Here is a 19,003-nt window from a genome sequence, read left to right as displayed (position 1 = left end):
TTTATGAACAAATTAATCGCATGGGTTGAGATACCGGTATTGGATATGCACCGGGCTGTCGACTTTTACAACGCAGTTTTTAAGCTATCCCTAAAGGCTATGGATTTTGGAAATGAGAAGATGGCCTTCTTTCCCAATGACGAAGGAGCTTTATCACAAGCAAAAAACTTCAATCCTTCGAAAGATGGGGTATTGGCAAGTTTTAATGTTGCAGATTCGATGGAATCCACCATTGAGCATATAATTGAAAGAAATGGAACCATTGTATTCCCCAAAACAAAAATTGAGGCGGAAGGGAGAGGTTACTTTGCCATCTTTATTGACAGTGAAGGGAATAAAATTGGACTTTACAGCCAAAATTAAGCCAAGTACAAATTTGCAGGGAGTCAAGTCCCTGCTTATCTTTACATAGTGAATTTCAAAATCATACACCCGTCCCGTCAATTAGCAGGCATTGTAAAGCACTACTGGCTTATGGAGTTCAGTTATGAGGCCAAAACAGTACACAACCAACGAATTGTTCCAACCGGTTTGCCGGAGTTAACTTTTATCTTGGGTAACAAAATCACTTCCCAAAGCGTTTCCGGCTATTTTAATTCACATACACTTATATCAGGCCAGCAAAATTCGTTTTACGACATACAAGCTTCAGGCAAACTAAAGCTGTTGGCAGTCACATTATTTCCTTCTGGCTTTGCTCAGATCTGCAAACACCCTGCCAGTGAACTATTTAACCAAACAATCTGTGCCCGACAAATTTGGGGGCAATCCATTTCTGAAGTTTGTGAACAATTGTATGAATCAAACAACTTACAACAACAAATCTTATTAATAGAACATTTTTTAATAAAGCAAATGGCTGAACAAAAGCCTTGCTACAAAACAGAAAGAGTCAGACACATCATTCCACACATTGATCCGGCTAAAAAGATGTCTATTCAATCCATGGCTGAACAAAGCTGCTGGAGTCGAAAAAATTTTGACCGTTCATTTAAATCATTGGTGGGATGTAGTCCGAAACAGTTTACTAATATCATCCGCTTTCAGTACGCACTTCATCTAAAATCAAAGCAGCCTCATCTGTCATTGTTTGATGTTGCCTTTCAAAGTGGTTACTACGATCAAGCACATATGAATAATGACTTTATTAAATTGGCAGGTCTGACACCAAGGCAGCTTTTCAGCTCATGCCCTCCGCATTCTGATTACTTCGGTTTTTAAAGCTATTAAATTTGGTATTTCAAAAACAAGCATTACTTTTGTTCGTAAATTTACGAACAATCATTACAGATGTTTAACGAACAACAAACAAAACTGGCCAGATACGCCAAAGCACTCGGACACCCCGTTCGGATATATGTGTTGCAAACCCTGGCCAAACAAACCTGCTGTTACAGTGGCGACTTAAGTGAGGTATTACCGATTGCCAAATCAACTCTGTCGCAACATCTAAAGGAGTTGAAAGAGGCTGGTTTGATTCAAGGAGAAATTGAAGCGCCTAGGATAAAATACTGCATAAATAAAGCCAACTGGGCTGAGGCGCAGGACTTACTTAAAGCATTTTTTGAAGACTAAAAAATTTATCAATCCTGTTCGTTGTTTTACGAATGACGAATAATTTAAACACAATATTATGGATATTAAAGTACTAGGCACCGGATGTGCTAAATGTAAATCATTAGAGGAAGTAACACGTAAAGCGGTTGAAGAAAAAGGCATTGATGCAAATGTTGAGAAGGTAGAAGATTTGATTCAGATTATGACTTATGGTGTAATGACCACACCCGCATTAGTAATCGATGGCAAAGTCGCTGTTAAAGGACGTGTTCCTTCTGTTGAAGAAATCAAGGATTTATTATAAGCACTAATACAACTAACCTTTTCATTTATTCTTATTATGACTAAAATATTCTACACTTTTGTGGTTGGGGTCACAATATTACTAACTGCTGGCTGCAATTCTAATAAGCAAAAAACTAAGACCGAAACAGATTGCAGTTCGTGTGAATCTCAAAGCTGCTGTAGTTCAAAAACAAGTACTACAACCATTGACACCAGCAAAGTCAATGTAGTTTATTTTCATGCTACCAGGCGTTGTGCCACTTGCGAAGCTGTTGAAAAAGTTACGAAAGAAACTTTGGCTAAATATTTCGATACTACTGTCCCGTTCCATTCTATTAACCGCGAAGTAGAAAAAGAATTGGCAAAGAAATATGAGGTAGAGTGGCAAACCCTTTTAATCATGAAAGGTGATCAGATTAAGAACCTGACCAACGAAGCCTTTTTAAATGCCCGTACCAAACCAGAAAAGCTGGAAGCGTTGATTAAATCAACAATCGAATCAATGTCATAGTATGGAAGTATTACAGAATTTGTTGGAAAACTCTCAGCTTCCAATTTTATCAGCATTTATACTGGGACTGATGACAGCTGTAAGCCCCTGCCCATTGGCAACTAACATCACAGCCATCGGTTTTATCAGTAAAGATATCAAAAGTCAAAAGCGAGTATTTATCAATGGTCTTGTTTACACATTAGGACGGGCCATTTCCTATACTGGTTTGGGTTTTATCTTCTTTTTCGGCTTAAGCCAGTTTCAACTTTCAGGCTTTTTTCAGGAATGGGGCGAAAAACTATTAGGTCCTTTGTTAATAATCATAGGTCTGTTTATGCTCGGAATTATTAAACTAACTATTCCAGGCCTTGGCTTCTTAAACGATAAGCTGGAAAAGAAAGCCGGCAATAGTTACTGGGGAGCACTATTATTAGGTTTCGCATTTGCCTTAGCATTTTGTCCATATAGCGGCGTACTCTACTTTGGCATGCTGATACCCATGACCATAGCAAGTGCCGAGGGGCTTTATTTACCCATTGTTTTTGCACTGGCAACAGGCATACCTGTCATGATCTTTGCCTGGTTAATTGCCTACAGTATTGGCTCAATAGGCAGCTTCTATAATAGGTTAAAGAATTTTGAAATCTGGTTCCGACGTGCTATCGCCATTTTATTTATCGGCGTCGGTATCTATTTTGTGATAACCTTAATATTTTAGTAATGAGATTACAAAAGCGCTTAAGCATTTCAACACAAATAGCATTAGCTCTACCTGCTATTATCGTATTGTTCTATTATTTGCAGCCACTTGTCGACTATATGACATATGAACTATTTACACTTAAGGCTGATTCCCATTGGGGGCAAGTAATAAACTTCTTTTTCTATGATAGTATTAAAATTATTATACTGGTTTTCTTAATCAGCTCATTGATGGGCCTTGTTAATACCTATTTTCCGGTAGAAAGACTAAGAAATTACCTGACTACAAAAAAGCTGTATGGGCTGCAATATTTATTTGCTTCATTATTTGGTGCTGTGACTCCATTTTGCTCATGCTCCTCTATCCCATTGTTTATTGGCTTTGTGCAAGGAGGTATCCCATTAGGAGTCACCTTTGCCTACCTCATTACCTCGCCTTTAGTAAACGAAGTGGCTGTAGCTATGTTCCTGGGCTTCTTTGGCTGGAAAACCACACTTATCTATGCTACAAGCGGCATTTTCCTTGGAGTCATTGGCGGTTTCCTACTTGGCAAGCTAAAGCTTGATCGCTACCTGGCCGATTGGGTTCAGCAAATACAGCGCAATGCAGATCCGGCTAACATAGCTGATTTTGAGTTAGAAAACCAGAGCTTTACTGAACGACTGCCTGCCATTATTGCAGATGGATGGGGCATCGTCCGAAAAGTACTGCCATACATTATTCTGGGTATTGGAATTGGTGCACTCATGCATGGTTTTGTTCCTGAGAATTTCTTTTCAGAGTATCTGTCTGAGGACAAATGGTATGCCATCCCATTGGCAGTTATTATGGCTGTTCCGCTATATGCCAGTGCATCAGGAATTGTGCCAATTATACAGGTATTTGTGGCCAAAGGCGTTCCCCTGGGCACAGCCATTGCTTTTATGATGGCCGTTATAGGGCTTTCATTGCCTGAAGCCACACTGCTTAAAAAGGTTATGCAATGGAAGCTGATAGGCATATTCTTCGCAACCATCACTCTGTTTATTATCCTGTTAGGCTATCTCTTTAACTGGATATTATAAAATAATTCCGGCAAAGCCAGATAATTAACCTTGCTTTGCCGGAATTCATATAGTGTTTGTGTATTAATGAGCTTATTCAGCCGGATTCCACCAATTACCAGATATCAGCAACATATTAAGTAATGTTATTGTATCGCTGTAATACGTTTCATTAACAAACCGGTTTAGCCAATCCCACCCTTCGTTAAGATAAGCCTGGTATTTAACATCGGTGGTTGATGCTGTGATGACAGGTGCTATAAATGCCGCACTCGAATAGTTGTCCATGGGCTTCCCATTAAGATAATATCCCATTTTAATGTTAGCCGGATGACCGCCTGACGCATCCACAAAGAAATCCGTTAAGGTGGCCATCGCACTTTTCGCATCACTGCCCCCAAAGTGCAAATAGTCAGCCGAAATCCGCCATGGGTAACGACAGGCATTCCAGCTGTAGTGATTTGTTTGCTTATACTCATCCAGAAAATATTCAGGTGCAGGCTGTGGTGTTTTTCCGACTACAAAATCGGGCATCAGGCCTTTTTCCGGACTATAATTTTTAGTCATTTCATCAATCATTGAATAGACCTCCTCAATGGCTTCGAGCCATAAGGCATCACCTGTTACCGCATAGAAGCAACGCATATGTCCGGTCATCCAATCTGAAGAACGCGTTGTATAGGGATCGCTATCCCAATCGCCAAGCATCATCCGTTTGGAAGATGACGAAAGGCAACTTTCTCTGAGCCCTGCTATAACATCTTTTGCCATTTGTAAATAATTAATAGCTCCATCAGATCCCCATTGTTTATCGGCCAATAACAAGGCATATGCAATATCCATATCTCCATCGGTGGCACTAGCTTGTCAGTATTGGCTTTCTTCACTTTCATGAATTACCCACGACATACATTTTGAATTACCACTGCTGTAATGCTGATAACACATATTAAGCATTCCATCGAAGTACTTTTTGGCGTTAACATCGTAACCCGCCATTAAGGCCAACACAATCATTCCGTAACCATGAGCTTCAGAAGTTGTTATTTCTGAACCATCACCACCGGTACCTTTCATGCGCACATAATAACCGCCACCCGGTGTCTGACCATTTGACTCCCTCATATACTTCTTTAACCAATACTGATAGTACGTTACCACATCGTTATTTAATTCCTCCTGGCTCAGGTTATTGGGCTTGATACTATTTACAAATGTTTGAGCCTGCGGAAATGGTTTTATTGCTTCTGACGGTTCATGTATAATTAATGAGCGCCCATTCGGTCTTACAGGAACCTCATCAGAATTACATGCACTTAATGACAAACTGGTAAACAATATAAAAAGACCTCTCAATTTCATGATTTCAGGGTTAAAGCGGAACACTATTTATTAAAGGAGCTGAAGGCAATGCCAATTGAAGAAATACTTGCTACCAGGAAAAGATTTTCAACTAGCTACAAAGGATTTGCTACCACTCTGCCAATAGCGTTCCGCCGGTATAACTTGATTTATTTTGTAGTATAGGCAATCGCCGGAATCATCCACCCTCCGTGCTGTAACCATTGCTCCGACCAACGCCACCTCTGCGCAGGATCATCATCATATGGCATAGGCCTGAACGCAATATCCTGCTCATTATCAAATCCACCCGTAATACCATTGCAAATACCACCCATGTAATTCATCGATTTACCATCTTCTTTATAATCAGGATTATTTCGTCCTGCTCCATGCAGCATACATACATTGTAAGGATTGAGGCCAAGCACCCAATTTATTTGATCAAATGCATAGTTAGCGGCAGCCTCCTGCATTTCATTGTTTAATAAGTTTTTCGACTTCAGCATTGCCGTAGCCAATGATGCCAGACGAGCGTTTTCACCTTGCCACCAATAACCTGTTTCGTTATGATGTGGCAGAAAGAAAGCCGTTCGTGCTTTTGGCTCATTAGTTGATTTTATCAGTTGACGTGCATAGCCAAAAGGATTAGTTACTTCTTTTGTCACCCATAACTCAAAACTCAAAGCTTTAGCAATAAATACCTTCGCTTCTTCTTGCAGATGCACATCGTTTTCAATGGCAAGATAATGTGTCATTGCAATAACAGGCAGTCCTGCTTCAGCACCATGAAAAAACGGACGCTCACCATGCTCATCGGCCCGCAACCAATATTTCCCGTTTACATCACTCATAAGGCGTGCTTTAAGTGAACTCGCCCTGATACGGGCATCGGTCATATATATATCATTTCGTGTGGCCTTGAATAACTCAGTGGCAGCTAGCAAGGCACAATAGTCATCAATAATATTTTCCTTCCCGTCATCACAATACATCAGGTTATTTTGCTTTAAATGCTCATAACCTTTGATAGCGGCATTCAGGTATTGACCCGCATTAAACTCCCCATTAAGATCAGCTGAGTATGAACGCGCCAAGGCAGCAATGGCCATACCCCCACCTTCTCTTAAAGCAGCCTGGTAACGTTCATTGCGCTTACCATCCTGCCCCTCATACGCACAAATCTGACGTTGCTCCGGATCTTTGGTCCAACCAGCAAAAACAGTGGTATAAAAGTAACCGGCATCATCCTGTACCTTAACCAGATAGTCGGCACCATGAGCTGCTTCCTTTGTCAACTCATGCAACAACTGGTGATTAGCAATATCAGAGCCTTGAATTACATCATGCGCTTCTAACATATTCCAGACCATCATAGGGAGCTGCTGAGGTGTCATGTAATTGGAAAAACTCAAATGGCTCAGGTACTTGCCCTTTTCACCGGAGGCATCGTACCACCCACCACTTACATCAACCGTGTCTTTACGCTCCCCAAAAAAAGTCATTACCTTATCCTTGTCGTCGTAAGGCGATACACACCGCTGCTGCTGAAAAGCTTTAATTAGCAATGGCAATAAGTCGGCTGCCTGTGACGTATTGGAAATAATGAATGGTTCTGAAAGCACAAAGCCATCATTAACAATAGCTTTTATTCGAAATGTACCAAGCTGTTTAAATTCAGAAAACAGCGCTTTATAAGCATTACCAGTATGCCAGTTATCAATTGCGCCACCCAATTCGAACTTTCCTTCAAACACCAGCTCATCCTGTTGATTGATAATCTCGAACTTTGAAGGAATAACATCTGACTTAATTTGAAATACAGCAGACTTATAAGCCTCGGTCTCATAACCTACATGGTTAATCAGGAAAATCCCATCATCGGTTGTTTGCTTCTTACACGATAATAATGAAGTTATTAAAATAGTTAAGTACAAAAGTTTCTTCATGTGTTTAAGTTTATAATGGTTTAAGTATTTGGCTTAATTATGTAGCTATCATCTATTCAAAAGCTTCATTTGCTGATCTAATGTTTTTGATAATACAAGATTCCTGACAAATCACTTCTGCTAACAACATCATTTTATTTGTCAATTGGATATAACTCTCCCATTCAGCCTCATAACGAAGCATGCCCTATCTACCTATTTAATTATTGACTAGCTATTTAGAGATGGCATCATAGTATAATGCAGCAGCACCAAGCACGGCTATATCAGGCTGCTCACTTACCTCTATCTTCAGTTTTTCAATGGTTTTTTCATATTGAAACTTCCGAACTGCTTTCCACATGTACTCTTCGAAATATGGAAAGAAACGGCTTACATTACCACCAATCACTATACACTCCGGATCATAGGCATATAATATGGTTTTAACAGCTTGCCCAAAATCAAAACCAAACTGCTCCAGAATAGCCAAAGCAATTTTATCCTGTTTTTTAGCTCTTCGGTAAAGCACATCTGGCTTCAGGCCATACTTGGTTTCAAAATATTGTGTTGTACAGTAATATTCGTAATTATGATCGCGATAAGGAATACAACCAAACTCACCGGCCCCACAATTTGTGCCTGAGTATAAATGGTTATCTGTGATGACACCTGCCCCTAGTCCAACACCAACAACAATGCCTACTACATTGGCATATTTCTTTGCTTTCCCGAAGTACTTTTCTCCGATAGCAAAGCAGTTAGCATCATTATTTACATAAACACCTACCTTATAACGGTCAGATAGTAAATCGCCCAGGTGAACTTCGCGCCACGATGGCATATGCTCCACATTATACACTATTCCTTTTGATACATCAACAAGACTAGGCACCCCAATCCCAATGCCACCCACATCCTCATTAAACACCTGATCAATGGCATCCATAATATCTTTCAGGATGACTTCCTCTGAATTATGGTTATCTATTTCAAGCGCCAGTGATGCCTCCACAATATTATTTCGAACCCGTCCCACACGTAAGTGTTTTCCTCCAAGGTAAACACCTACAGCACACTGATTTTGAACTGTCATATCTTGTATCATATCTTTCGGTATGGATAGTTAGTAGTTTAATCTTCACCAACAGCATCAATATAAAGAGCTGCAGCACCTAAAATAGCAATTTCCTTCACTACAGACGGTACAATTACGAAATTTTCAAGAACAAACTGGTATGGAAAGGTAGCTATCTCTTTCCACATGGCTATTTTATAATACTCAAATGACCTGGAAACAGAACCTCCCAAAACTATGGCCTTTGGATCGACACTAAATAAAATAGTTTTAATCACCTTGCCCAAATGAGTACCATACTCGGCAAAAACAGACAGTGCTTTTTCATCACCTTCTGAAGCCTTCTGCGCCAATTCATTGCCACTTACATTGTATTTATTCTCAAAAAACTGTCCACTGCAGTAGTATTCATAATCGTGTTCCAGGTAAGGGATCATCCCAAATTCACCAGCTCCACAGTTTTGATCCGGCAGCAAATGCCCATTTTTGATAATACCTCCTCCTACACCAGTTCCGGTGATTAAACCAACGAAGTCATCATATTCCTGACCAGCACCATAGACACGCTCACCTACAGCGAAGCAGTTAGCATCGTTGTTGATGCATACAGGCAGTTCGAATTCCTTCTCCAATATGTCTTTTAACGGTATTTTTTTCCATGAAGGTATATTCTGCACGTCATAAACAACACCGTTGCTTGATTTAACCAGACTTGGCACACCAATACCTATTCCTTCCACTTCGGGCGTGATTACATCTCTAATCGTTTTTATGAGTGCCTGAGTTACATCAGGAGCATTATCAGTTTTGGGTACTAAACAAGAAGACACCTCAAGTATTTTATCACCTACAACGAGGCCTGCTCTCATGTTCGTTCCTCCCAAATCAACCCCTATAATTGTTCTTGTTTGTTCCATTAATTTTACATTTTGTTTTTGCACACCCATTGACGGGCATCTTCAGTGTACATCAGTTACCTCTCAAAATAACTCATGCAAAAAAGGTTTATCTCTCAGTTATTCATTAGAAGCAAAAGAAGAAACCGGCCTCATTTTCAGGTCGGCTTAGTTGAGTTAAAATCAGCCGGTTTCTTAGCAATTACTCAGATTATTTTATATTCCAGCCATCTATCCTATACTCCACTGACTCGGGCATGAGTTCATTGGCAATACGGGCTGTAACTATCTTCGTCTCATTGGGCATGATACTAATATAGTTGTCATCCCAAAATACAGGAACAATTACTTCATTGGTAGCCTTATCAAGCACCGCTGTTTCGACAAAGAATGCTATTTGATTTGATCTATTCTCAAGCTGACATTCAAAGTAGGTATAGTTTGCATCTTTATGTTGTGTCCATTGAGCGTTCACGTTAACCTCAGGAAGCGAATTAAGCAACTGAAGATTAGCATAATCCTTTGGAGGGGTATAAACCCATGTTGTTTCTTCAAACAACATCTCATCCGCCTTTGTGGATAACCAATAAAAGTTATCTGTCATTAGTTTACCTGCCTCATTGTGCAACTCCAAATTGATGAAGTAGGCTGTTGACAAGCCCTCTATTTCTGGCATTTCAAAAGCCAGCCCTGAGTTATGCGCATCCATATCAACCATTACCTTCTCAGCAAATAAAAGTTTGGAATTTATATCATACACTTCGATGCTTATACTGTGATTACTAAGCGTCGTATTGTAATCATTTACCCAATAAATATTCTTGTCTTTATAATTGTAAACAGCATTTAACGGAGCACATGCCTTTTTTGTGCCATAAAACGCTCCATTAGGCAGCAAATAGTAGTCATATAACTGCCAGAACATTTCAGGCCAGGCAGAATTAAGCATCCACTGAATAACACCTGTTGCCTCAAATTTATTAGACTGAAAAGCCTCGAACATTGGTCGAATCGCTTCATAATTGGACACCTGCGACTTGAAAGCAAATTCTTCAAGCGAAGTGGCTCCGCCATAGCGCTTGTTGAATGAATTTAAGTAACGATCCAATGAACCGAACTGGTGTCTGCCACAATGAAAATTCCAGGTATCGTTGATTGGCCATAACTTGTCAGCGGGAATCATCTTCTTAATACTTTCAACTGGTGGCACTTGTGGTCCAGGTCCTGTTTCGGTATTAAAGCCATAAGCACCTCCGGCAATAGTATCTATATACCAGTAAACAGGCGGAACATAGCCATATGGGCCTAACATTTTAACACCCGTTGAACCACTCACTACGCTATGATTATAATGGTCTGTTCCAAAATCCTGGTATTTACATGCTGCCAATATAGGTCGCGAATCATCTACATTGGTAATGTAATCATTCAACTTTTCTTCCAGCTCGGGTACTGGTAATTTATCACTTCCAAATACCCATAGAAATACACTGGGATGATTTCGTAAGTACAAAACCTGATCTCGATATGATAAGGCATGACGCTCAATCTCTTCTTTGCCTGTAATGGCCATAAAGTCAGTTTCGGGACGACCGCAATAAGGTTCCCATTCCCAATGACAACTCCAACCAACCATAATCAGCAAACCATTCTCATCAGCTGCATCATATATCGTTTTATCACGTCCCCAAAAACCTTCTAAACGAATACAGTTCAGGTTCATATGCTTTACGTATTCGACCTGAGCCCGAACTTTAGCTTCACTATCGGCCAAGAACATGTCATCTACCCATCCGGCACCTTTAATGGTTAAGGGCTTACCATTCACTTTCCAACCTTTATGGCCTTGTTCATTCCAGTACTCTTCTATTTGGCGAATTCCAAAACGCGTGCTAATCTCCTGCGATACCTGACCATTAATTTTAGCACTAACGGTCATAGCATACATGTTCGGCTCACCAAGGTTATTGGGCCACCACAACTTTGCATTCTCAACTTTAAGCAGTGATGCATCTTTAGATGTAATAGCAATGTCTTTTGACTCTCCTGCCTTCAGTTCTATTTGCTTTGCAACCTTTCCAATCTCTTCAATAAAAGCTTCAACAGTTACTTTCTGCGGACTTTCGGAATGATTTGTTACCAGGGCTGTCACCGTTAATTCAGCATGATTGACGTGATTTTCGTCCAACTTAGTACTAACAAAAGGTGATTCGATAGATACTGCACCACTTTTTATTAACTCAACGCCACGCCATAAACCCATATTCTGATCGGGCGCTGCAGGATTCCAGTCTACAAAACCAATGGTTAAATCGCCTTTAACAGGAGGAATGATTTCAACAGCCATAACATTGTTACCAGGCACTAAATAATCACTGGCATCAAATGTCCATCGGCTAAATGGTCCTTCAATAACAGTAGCTTTACCTAATTGATGCCCATTAAGCCAGATATTTGCTTTATAGTTCAATCCTTCAAAACGAAGTTGATAAGTTGCCTGCTTATCAAAGTTTTTTACTTCGAATGTTTTACGATACCACCATGGCTGTTTAAAACGCGAATCATCAATCCTATCAATATTATCGCCCATGAATAAATCATCGTATTCTCCATTCTCACGTAAAATAGTCATTACGGTTGCCGGTATATCACCTTTCACCCAGCTATCGGAATTATAGGCAGTTTTACTTAACTCTGCACCAGTTACCGGCACTTGATCTGCTGACTGAATGAACCAGTTACTATTCAACTCTGTCATATATTCCGCTTTTTCACTTGATGTACATCCTGTCAAAACAATGACTGAAAGACATAACATCCAATTACTTAATACAGATAGTTTCATTTAATAATGTTTTTTGGTTTGCAGCAAATATGCACAAATATTATCATCCATGCAAGCGCTTGCATTTTTTTACACAAAAACATTGAGCCTGATTTAAATTCTTAATCATTAGATTTATTGACTAATGCTTAAATGATGAATTTCGTATTAACAGCTGAATAGGCTTTAATGTGATTGAACTATCAGATACACCATCGTTAATACATTTTATTAACTGAGTTACTGCGGCCTTACCCATTTCATAACCAGGCATATCAACTGCCGATAAGGAAGGTGTTACAAATTCATTACAACGCTCATTCCCAAGCGAAATTATGGATAGCTCCTCAGGAAGTTTAATTCCCAAAGCCTTAACTGCCGAGGCTATAATTAAGCCAGAGGAGGCACTTGCCGCAACAATACCATCAGGTCTCTGGGGCAAATTCATCCACAAGCGCACAGCATCACGTGCATCTTGCTCAGTCAAATCGCTTGACAACAAAAATTGAGACAATAACGGTAAACTATGCTTCTTTAAAGCATCTTTAAAACCTTCCGACCTCTCCTCAAACACCTTTGAAGAAACCACTCCTGCCAGGTGAGCAATACGTTTACATCCTAAATTAATTAAATGCTCAGTAGCGACATATCCAGCTTCATAATTATCAACAACAATTTTTGGTCCGGGGACAGCATAACTAACCCTATCGAACATAGCAACCGGGATACTTTTTTTGACGAAAACATTAAAGTGATCAACATTGTCTGTTTCCATAGTTAAACAACACACCAACCCATCCACTCGGGCCGAATTCATCACGCGCGTCATTTCAACCTCTTGCTGCACACTTTCATTGGTTTGACTAATAATAACATTATATCCATTATCTCTGGCCACCTCTTGTATACCACTCAATGCTTTGGCAAAAAACTGCGAACCAAGATGTGGAATAATAACCCCAATTACATTCGTTTTATTCTTTGAAAGACTTGACGCCACCAAATTCAGCTCATAACCTAAATCTCTTGCTACCGCTTTAACTTTGTTTTTAGTTGCCTCACTGATTTTAGCATTATCATTTAAGGCTCTCGAAACTGTTGATGGTGAAATATTAAGCTCTTTGGCTATATCATTAATGGTTATTTCGCCTTTCTTCTCTTTAGGGGACATTTTGCTTTTATTGATTAAAAGTGCAAAGTAACAAAAATTAAGCGAAGTAAAGCAGTGGGAGCTGGGTTAGGCAGCTCCCATCTGATAAACACTTAATTATAATCGTGCCCCTTAGGCTTAAAAATCCAGCAGAAACCTTCTCCATGAGTCTGAAATAGTATCAACTCATCATCCGAGAGCTTCTTCAATTCATATTTACCTCCTTTAGTATTGTCAAGGTACGTACCATAGGCACCAACCAAATCAGCGCCATTAATTGACAGTGTCTGCTTGTCCAGGTCAAGAGTAAAACTACCCGTTTTCACCTCACCATCATGCATGTAGGTATAATTGAATCCACCATTTAAGTCAAACGTCATTTCAGCATTAATATCTGACACAACAGAACCTCCAGAACCCGGGTCTCCGGCATTCCACCAGAAAACTGTCCAATCAGCCGGATCAACCATGAAAAAATGCAGACCAACACCACTACCCGCAAAAGGATTACTATCCGGACGATCGGTTGCAAATACCCAGGTTTTTCCTTCACCTTCACAACCCCCTGTTAACATTTTTAATTCAGGAACTTCACATATTGCAGGATCGGTATTCTCAACCACTAACTTATGATTTAATTCTACTGTGGAAGGACCACCTGAAATCAATAATTTGTTATCATATTCACCTTTAAAAGGAAAATAAACATCTAATTTTTGCTCCTGTGAATGAATCCCATTATCAAAGAACCAGTTTAATAAAAAGGCATCTTTACCTTCAAAAGAGTAATTAAAATTATTACCATCAATTTTATCAACCTTGATTTCACCGCTAGGATCGGGACCAAGATCTCTTAATTCAACCTCAGGCGAACATGAGACCATTAAAGCTGCCACCAGAAAAGTAGCTATGTATTTTATATATTTCATCGGATAACTTTTTAAATTCATTAATAAGGATTCTGCTCAAGATTTGGATTCAATCCAATTTCAGCCTGCGGTATCGGCATTAAACGTTTATTGTCTGAATACCCATTCATCAGATTGCCTCTTCCGGTACGCACTAAATCCCAGTAACGATGCCCTTCCATCGCTAATTCAACACGACGCTCATGATAAACTGCTTCCAATGCGTCGGCAGAGCTTGTTGGATCAAGCCCAACTCTGGCCCTAACCCGATTAACACCATACTCCCAGTCACCGCCTGTGTGCGCATTAGCCTCGGCATGCCATAACAGCACATCTGCGAAACGGATTGCACGCCAGTTATTCGATGAATTGGACATATTCAAGCGCTCACTTGCCGGAATGTAATATTTCTTTGAATGATACACTTTCGCGTCATACCCAATACTATTGATGTGCTTGGTGCAAATGATTTCTTCATCATCTGATCCTTCCCACAACACATCTTTATCGTCTATGATAGTAGCTTCGCGACGCAAATCACCATCCTCATACTCATCATACAAATCTTGAGTGGGCAAATTAAAGCCCCAGCCCCAGCCACTTACTATTTCTCCATCGCCATTATACAGCTCGCGACTGCCTTGATAGATAGCTGTTACATTACCATCGTTAGAGTCACCCCATTCATCATCACCCTCTACTCCAAGATGTTGTATCTCAAAAATTGACTCAACACCATTCTCTCCCTTCTTTGTAAAAACATCTGCATAATTTTCTTCCAGATCATACCAATCATAATTATCGATAAAGCTTTGAGCCAAAGTTGCTGCTTCACTCCACTTCTCCTGGAAAACGTACATCTTTATCAGCATAGCTTCAGCTGCCCCACGTGTAGCACGACCGGCTTCCTGGTCAATTAATGTTACCGGATCTTTAAACTCAGTCTTGAAAGGCAGTTCTGGCGCAGCCTCTTTAAGATCCTTTTCGATTTGTGCATACACCTCAGCTTCAGTATTACGAGGTAATGTAAACTCCGAAGGCTGCAACACACTAGTAACAATCGGTACACCACCAAACACTTTAACTAAATGAAAATAATACCAGGCTCTCAAGAACTTAGCTTCTGCAATATAACGCTTCTGCACATCCATCGAAATGTTCTCATTTCCATCTATACCTTCAATCAACTTATTGGCACGATTAATTCCTACATACGGTTCGCGCCAGCGAGCCAGTAAAATGGAATTTTCGGTGTTAGCTCTAAAATTTTTCAGATCCTGACACTCAGCCCAGTCACCGTGTCCTTCACCACCTTTTTCGGCATCATCAGACACAACGTCACCAATCATCCACTCATGTATTTGCGAATAGTTGTAACGCGATAAAGGATCATAAACACCAACCAGTACATCATACGCAGCCTCATCAGATGTAAAAAATGATGCATCTGAAATATTTGGCGCAGGGGTATCTAATAAGTCCTGCGAACAAGAGCCCAGCAATGTGATAAGTGCTATTGCTATTGTAAGTATATTTAATTTCTTCATTTCTTTAATGTTTTAATTAACTACCTAATTAGAAGCTTAGGTTCATACCAAAAGTAATTGTGCGAGGAACCGGATAAGTAGCCCGATCAAGTCCGATAGACGTACCATAGCCGCCAACCTCTGGGTCATAGCCAGTATATTCGGTAAATGTGTAAAGGTTTTGTCCACTAACATATACCCTCAATGATTCCAGCTTTAACTTTGCTACAACACTTTCGGGCAATGTATATCCCAGCTGCACATTCTGAATTCTCAGATAGGAACCATCCTCAATATAACGACTGGAGATACGCGTATTGTGTGAGTCATCATTGACCATGCGTGCATTACGAGGATCATTGGTACTTCCTTCTCCGGTCCAGCGGTTCAGGCGTTCTTTAGCTGTATTCCAATAAGCTCTTGAACTTAACTGATAGTAACCTGGTCCGTTATAAACATCAATGCTGTAAACACCATTTAATAAAAAGTTAAAATCAAAACCACGGTAAGAGATACTACCATTGAATGCATACGTTAGCTCCGGAATAGGACTTCCGATAAAATCATAATCATATTCACCATCGCCGTCTGCATCACGATAACGTATATCACCCGGAGCTACATTATCAGGCACGCCGTCAGCTGCATTCTGGTAATAGACATTAATCTCCTCCCAATTCTGGAATAGTCCTTCAGCTACTAAGCCATAAAAATTAGAAACTGGGCGGCCTACCACGGTACGATTTACATTCCCTGAACTTCTGAAGTCACCATCATCAATTTGCGAGGCATCTCCCAGGCTCACCACTTCATTGTTAATGGTAGTAATATTTCCACCTATCGAATACCTTACTTGTCCAATCCTATCCTGCCAGTTAAGACCTAGCTCAACACCCGTATTTTTCATCTCACCTGCATTGAGCCATGGAGGTGTTTCAATACCGGTTTGCCCAGGTACCGGAGGCGTCAATAACATATCGCGTGTATTCTTGATATAATACTCAACACTACCAGAAAGACGTCCCCTGAAAAAGCCAAAGTCCAATCCTAAGTTTGTGGTTTCTACAGTTTCCCACTTTACTTCATCGTTACCTAAACTTTGAAAAGCAGAACCACTAATAATTGATTTAGGTATTCCGAATACATAGTTTAGCCCGGTTGACGCGAGGGTAGACTGTGTATATGCGGGTATTGCTCCCTGGTTACCTATCTGCCCCCAACCAGCGCGTAATTTCAAGTTACTAACCCAATCAACACCATCCATAAAATCTTCCTCTACAATGCGCCAACCTGCAGAGAACGAAGGGAAATATCCCCACTTTTCATTGGATCCGAATTTAGACGAACCATCAGCTCTGAAATTTGCAGTCAATAAGTAACGTCCGTTATACGCATAATTAACACGGGCTAAATAAGATATTTGACGGTTTTCAAAAAACGAACCATAAGAATTAGCTACTTTTTTATTCCTTGAGTTGTCAATTACTCTGTACTTTTCATCGTCAGTAGGCAGATTAGATACAGTTGTACCATCCCACTCAAATTTTTGCTCATAATAATCAGTACCGGCAGTGGCTGAAAAATCATGATTCTCGCCGAAAGTAGTATGGTAATTCATTGTATTTGTCCATGAAATAGATGTCTCCTTATCATGCCCCTTAAAAAGGGTATTTACATCATTCTTATCCGTGTTAGATACGTAATAAACAGGGTTATAATCATTACCCTCATCAAAAGCAAAGTTCGCACCAAAGTTGGTTTTAAATGTTAAACCTTTTAACAGTGTAACATCTGCATACACATTACCCAGAACCCGGAATGACTTGTCTTTATTAAAAGTATTATCAATAGCAGCAACAGGATTGTTTACCTGGTTTTTAGAAGCAGCATAGGAACCATCTTCGTTATAAACAGGTGTTACAGGTTCCATATTCAAAGGTGTAATCAGTAAGTTATTCCATTCGTCACCTTCTAAAACAGTAGATTGACTAGAGTTTGTAACAGTCAGATTTTCACCAACTTTTAACCAGTCTTTAATTTGATGCTCAGTATTAACCCTTAAAGACAGTCTCTCGTAATTAGTTTTGTTGATTACACCATCCTGGTTAAAATACTGCCCACTAATGAAATAGGTACTCTTGTCAGTACCACCGGAAAATGAAAGATCATAACTCTGAATCGCAGCATTTTTTTTCGAGATGGCATCAAGCCAGTCTGTTCCCCTACCTAAAGCCTCTGGGTTATTATATAACGGTGCCTGACCAGATGCAAGTAACGCTTCATTATTGAGCATGCCCCATTCACTAGCAGTTGTCAACTCGGGTGTATGTGCAAAATTCTGAACACCATAGTAACCACTAAAACTTACTTTCCCTTGTCCGGCCTTACCTTTTTTTGTCGTTAAAATAATAACGCCATTTGCACCTCTCGAACCATATATAGCTGATGCTGAAGCATCTTTCAGCACCTGCAATGATTCAATATCTTTAGCGTTGATGTGTGAGATATCATCAAGCATCATACCATCAACCACATACAACGGGGATGTATTATTAAGCGAACCTAAGCCTCTAATAGAAATGTTTGGTGATTCGCCAGGCGTACCCGAACCTTGCGTAACAGTAACACCAGCCATTTGCCCTTGCAGTGCCTGATCTACTGTTGCCACATCACGCTTGACTAACTCTTCGGGCTTAACCGTTGAGATAGCACCTGTAACATCTGATTTTTTTTGCACACCATAACCAACTACCACAACCTCATCCAAGTCAGTTACATCTTCCTCTAAAACAATTTCAAACTTAACCTGTCCATTAACAGAAACTTCCTGGGTTTTATACCCGACAAAACTTACAACAAGGACATCATTTTCCAATACTGTCAGTGTAAAGTTTCCATCAATATCAGTAATAGTCCCATTGGTAGTACCCTTTACCGAAACATTCACGCCAGGCAAGGTTTCTCCACTAATATCAGTCACATTTCCGGCGATATTCACCTCATTTTGCGCAAACACTTGCACTGTTGAAAAAATCAAAGCAAACAGCAATAAAAAAAATAAGCGCCTGCCAATTTGCATGACACAAAGACGTATACTTATGCCATTAATTGGATTTTCATTCATTTGATCTAATTTTGGTTAAACGATAATTATTATCAAAAACTGACACAAATATGCACTGACATTTTTTATAATGCAAGCGTTTGCATTTTATTTTACTTTCATGCAATACTCATTGAAGTGAAAAATATCAAGCGAAAGCAGCTACAG

General features: G+C 39.9%; 16 protein-coding genes and 1 pseudogene. 7 read left to right on the top strand and 10 right to left on the bottom strand.

Annotated elements, in window-relative coordinates; all coding sequences use genetic code 11:
• The first annotated feature begins 3 nt into the window (after positions 1–3).
• The 7 genes from KDU71_RS07065 (at position 4) to KDU71_RS07035 (ending at position 4,102) form a co-directional block, all read left to right on the top strand.
• On the top strand, positions 4–363 hold the full coding sequence (locus KDU71_RS07065; protein ID WP_212189219.1) for a VOC family protein: 360 nt from the start codon (positions 4–6) through the stop codon (positions 361–363).
• A gap of 48 nt (positions 364–411) precedes the next feature.
• A complete protein-coding gene (locus tag KDU71_RS07060) occupies positions 412–1,221 on the top strand; it encodes a helix-turn-helix domain-containing protein (RefSeq protein ID WP_317195162.1) in 810 nt (269 codons plus the stop codon).
• Between the two features lie 69 nt (positions 1,222–1,290).
• Positions 1,291–1,575 carry an ArsR/SmtB family transcription factor gene (locus tag KDU71_RS07055; RefSeq protein WP_212189217.1) on the top strand — a complete coding sequence of 95 codons (285 nt, stop codon included), beginning with the start codon at positions 1,291–1,293 and terminating at the stop codon, positions 1,573–1,575.
• 58 nt (positions 1,576–1,633) lie between these two features.
• Complete coding sequence (locus KDU71_RS07050) at positions 1,634–1,861, top strand: thioredoxin family protein (protein ID WP_212189216.1); 228 nt, start codon at positions 1,634–1,636, stop codon at positions 1,859–1,861.
• Between the two features lie 36 nt (positions 1,862–1,897).
• Entirely contained in the window at positions 1,898–2,353 is a 456-nt protein-coding gene (locus KDU71_RS07045) for a nitrophenyl compound nitroreductase subunit ArsF family protein (protein ID WP_212189215.1), read from the top strand.
• A 1-nt stretch (position 2,354) separates the two neighbouring features.
• Positions 2,355–3,053, top strand: coding sequence for an aromatic aminobenezylarsenical efflux permease ArsG family transporter (locus tag KDU71_RS07040; RefSeq protein WP_212189214.1), 699 nt, complete (start codon positions 2,355–2,357; stop codon positions 3,051–3,053).
• Between the two features lie 2 nt (positions 3,054–3,055).
• The gene (locus KDU71_RS07035; RefSeq protein ID WP_212189213.1) at positions 3,056–4,102 is read left to right on the top strand and encodes a permease; all 1,047 of its coding nucleotides are present in this window, start codon (positions 3,056–3,058) and stop codon (positions 4,100–4,102) included.
• Positions 4,103–4,174: 72 nt separating this feature from the next.
• On the opposite strand, the pseudogene KDU71_RS23415 reads toward KDU71_RS07035, so the two are convergent.
• The 10 genes and pseudogenes from KDU71_RS23415 to KDU71_RS06985 all read right to left on the bottom strand — a co-directional run.
• Positions 4,175–4,933: pseudogene (locus KDU71_RS23415) on the bottom strand (glycosyl hydrolase family 8); the annotation flags it as partial.
• A 15-nt stretch (positions 4,934–4,948) separates the two neighbouring features.
• The gene (locus tag KDU71_RS23410) at positions 4,949–5,443 is read right to left on the bottom strand and encodes a glycosyl hydrolase family 8 (RefSeq protein WP_212189211.1); all 495 of its coding nucleotides are present in this window, start codon (positions 5,441–5,443) and stop codon (positions 4,949–4,951) included.
• Positions 5,444–5,592: 149 nt separating this feature from the next.
• A complete protein-coding gene (locus KDU71_RS07020; RefSeq protein ID WP_212189210.1) occupies positions 5,593–7,371 on the bottom strand; it encodes a glycoside hydrolase family 9 protein in 1,779 nt (592 codons plus the stop codon).
• 214 nt (positions 7,372–7,585) lie between these two features.
• Positions 7,586–8,458, bottom strand: a complete 873-nt coding sequence (locus KDU71_RS07015) for an ROK family protein (protein ID WP_212189209.1) — start codon at positions 8,456–8,458, stop codon at positions 7,586–7,588.
• 26 nt (positions 8,459–8,484) lie between these two features.
• Complete coding sequence (locus KDU71_RS07010; RefSeq protein WP_212189208.1) at positions 8,485–9,345, bottom strand: ROK family protein; 861 nt, start codon at positions 9,343–9,345, stop codon at positions 8,485–8,487.
• A 190-nt stretch (positions 9,346–9,535) separates the two neighbouring features.
• A complete protein-coding gene (locus KDU71_RS07005) occupies positions 9,536–12,169 on the bottom strand; it encodes a glycoside hydrolase family 2 protein (protein ID WP_212189207.1) in 2,634 nt (877 codons plus the stop codon).
• Positions 12,170–12,290: 121 nt separating this feature from the next.
• The gene (locus KDU71_RS07000; protein ID WP_212189206.1) at positions 12,291–13,319 is read right to left on the bottom strand and encodes a LacI family DNA-binding transcriptional regulator; all 1,029 of its coding nucleotides are present in this window, start codon (positions 13,317–13,319) and stop codon (positions 12,291–12,293) included.
• Positions 13,320–13,411: 92 nt separating this feature from the next.
• Complete coding sequence (locus KDU71_RS06995) at positions 13,412–14,227, bottom strand: hypothetical protein (protein WP_212189205.1); 816 nt, start codon at positions 14,225–14,227, stop codon at positions 13,412–13,414.
• Positions 14,228–14,247: 20 nt separating this feature from the next.
• Positions 14,248–15,753 carry a RagB/SusD family nutrient uptake outer membrane protein gene (locus KDU71_RS06990; RefSeq protein ID WP_212189204.1) on the bottom strand — a complete coding sequence of 502 codons (1,506 nt, stop codon included), beginning with the start codon at positions 15,751–15,753 and terminating at the stop codon, positions 14,248–14,250.
• Between the two features lie 28 nt (positions 15,754–15,781).
• Complete coding sequence (locus tag KDU71_RS06985; RefSeq protein ID WP_212189203.1) at positions 15,782–18,856, bottom strand: SusC/RagA family TonB-linked outer membrane protein; 3,075 nt, start codon at positions 18,854–18,856, stop codon at positions 15,782–15,784.
• Between the last annotated feature and the right edge of the window lie 147 nt (positions 18,857–19,003).

The sequence above is a fragment of the Carboxylicivirga sediminis genome (assembly GCF_018156225.1).
Taxonomy (GTDB): Bacteria; Bacteroidota; Bacteroidia; order Bacteroidales; family Marinilabiliaceae; genus Carboxylicivirga; species Carboxylicivirga sediminis.
The sequence above is the reverse complement of the archived record's forward strand: the minus strand, read 5'-3'. Positions and strand labels throughout refer to the sequence as shown.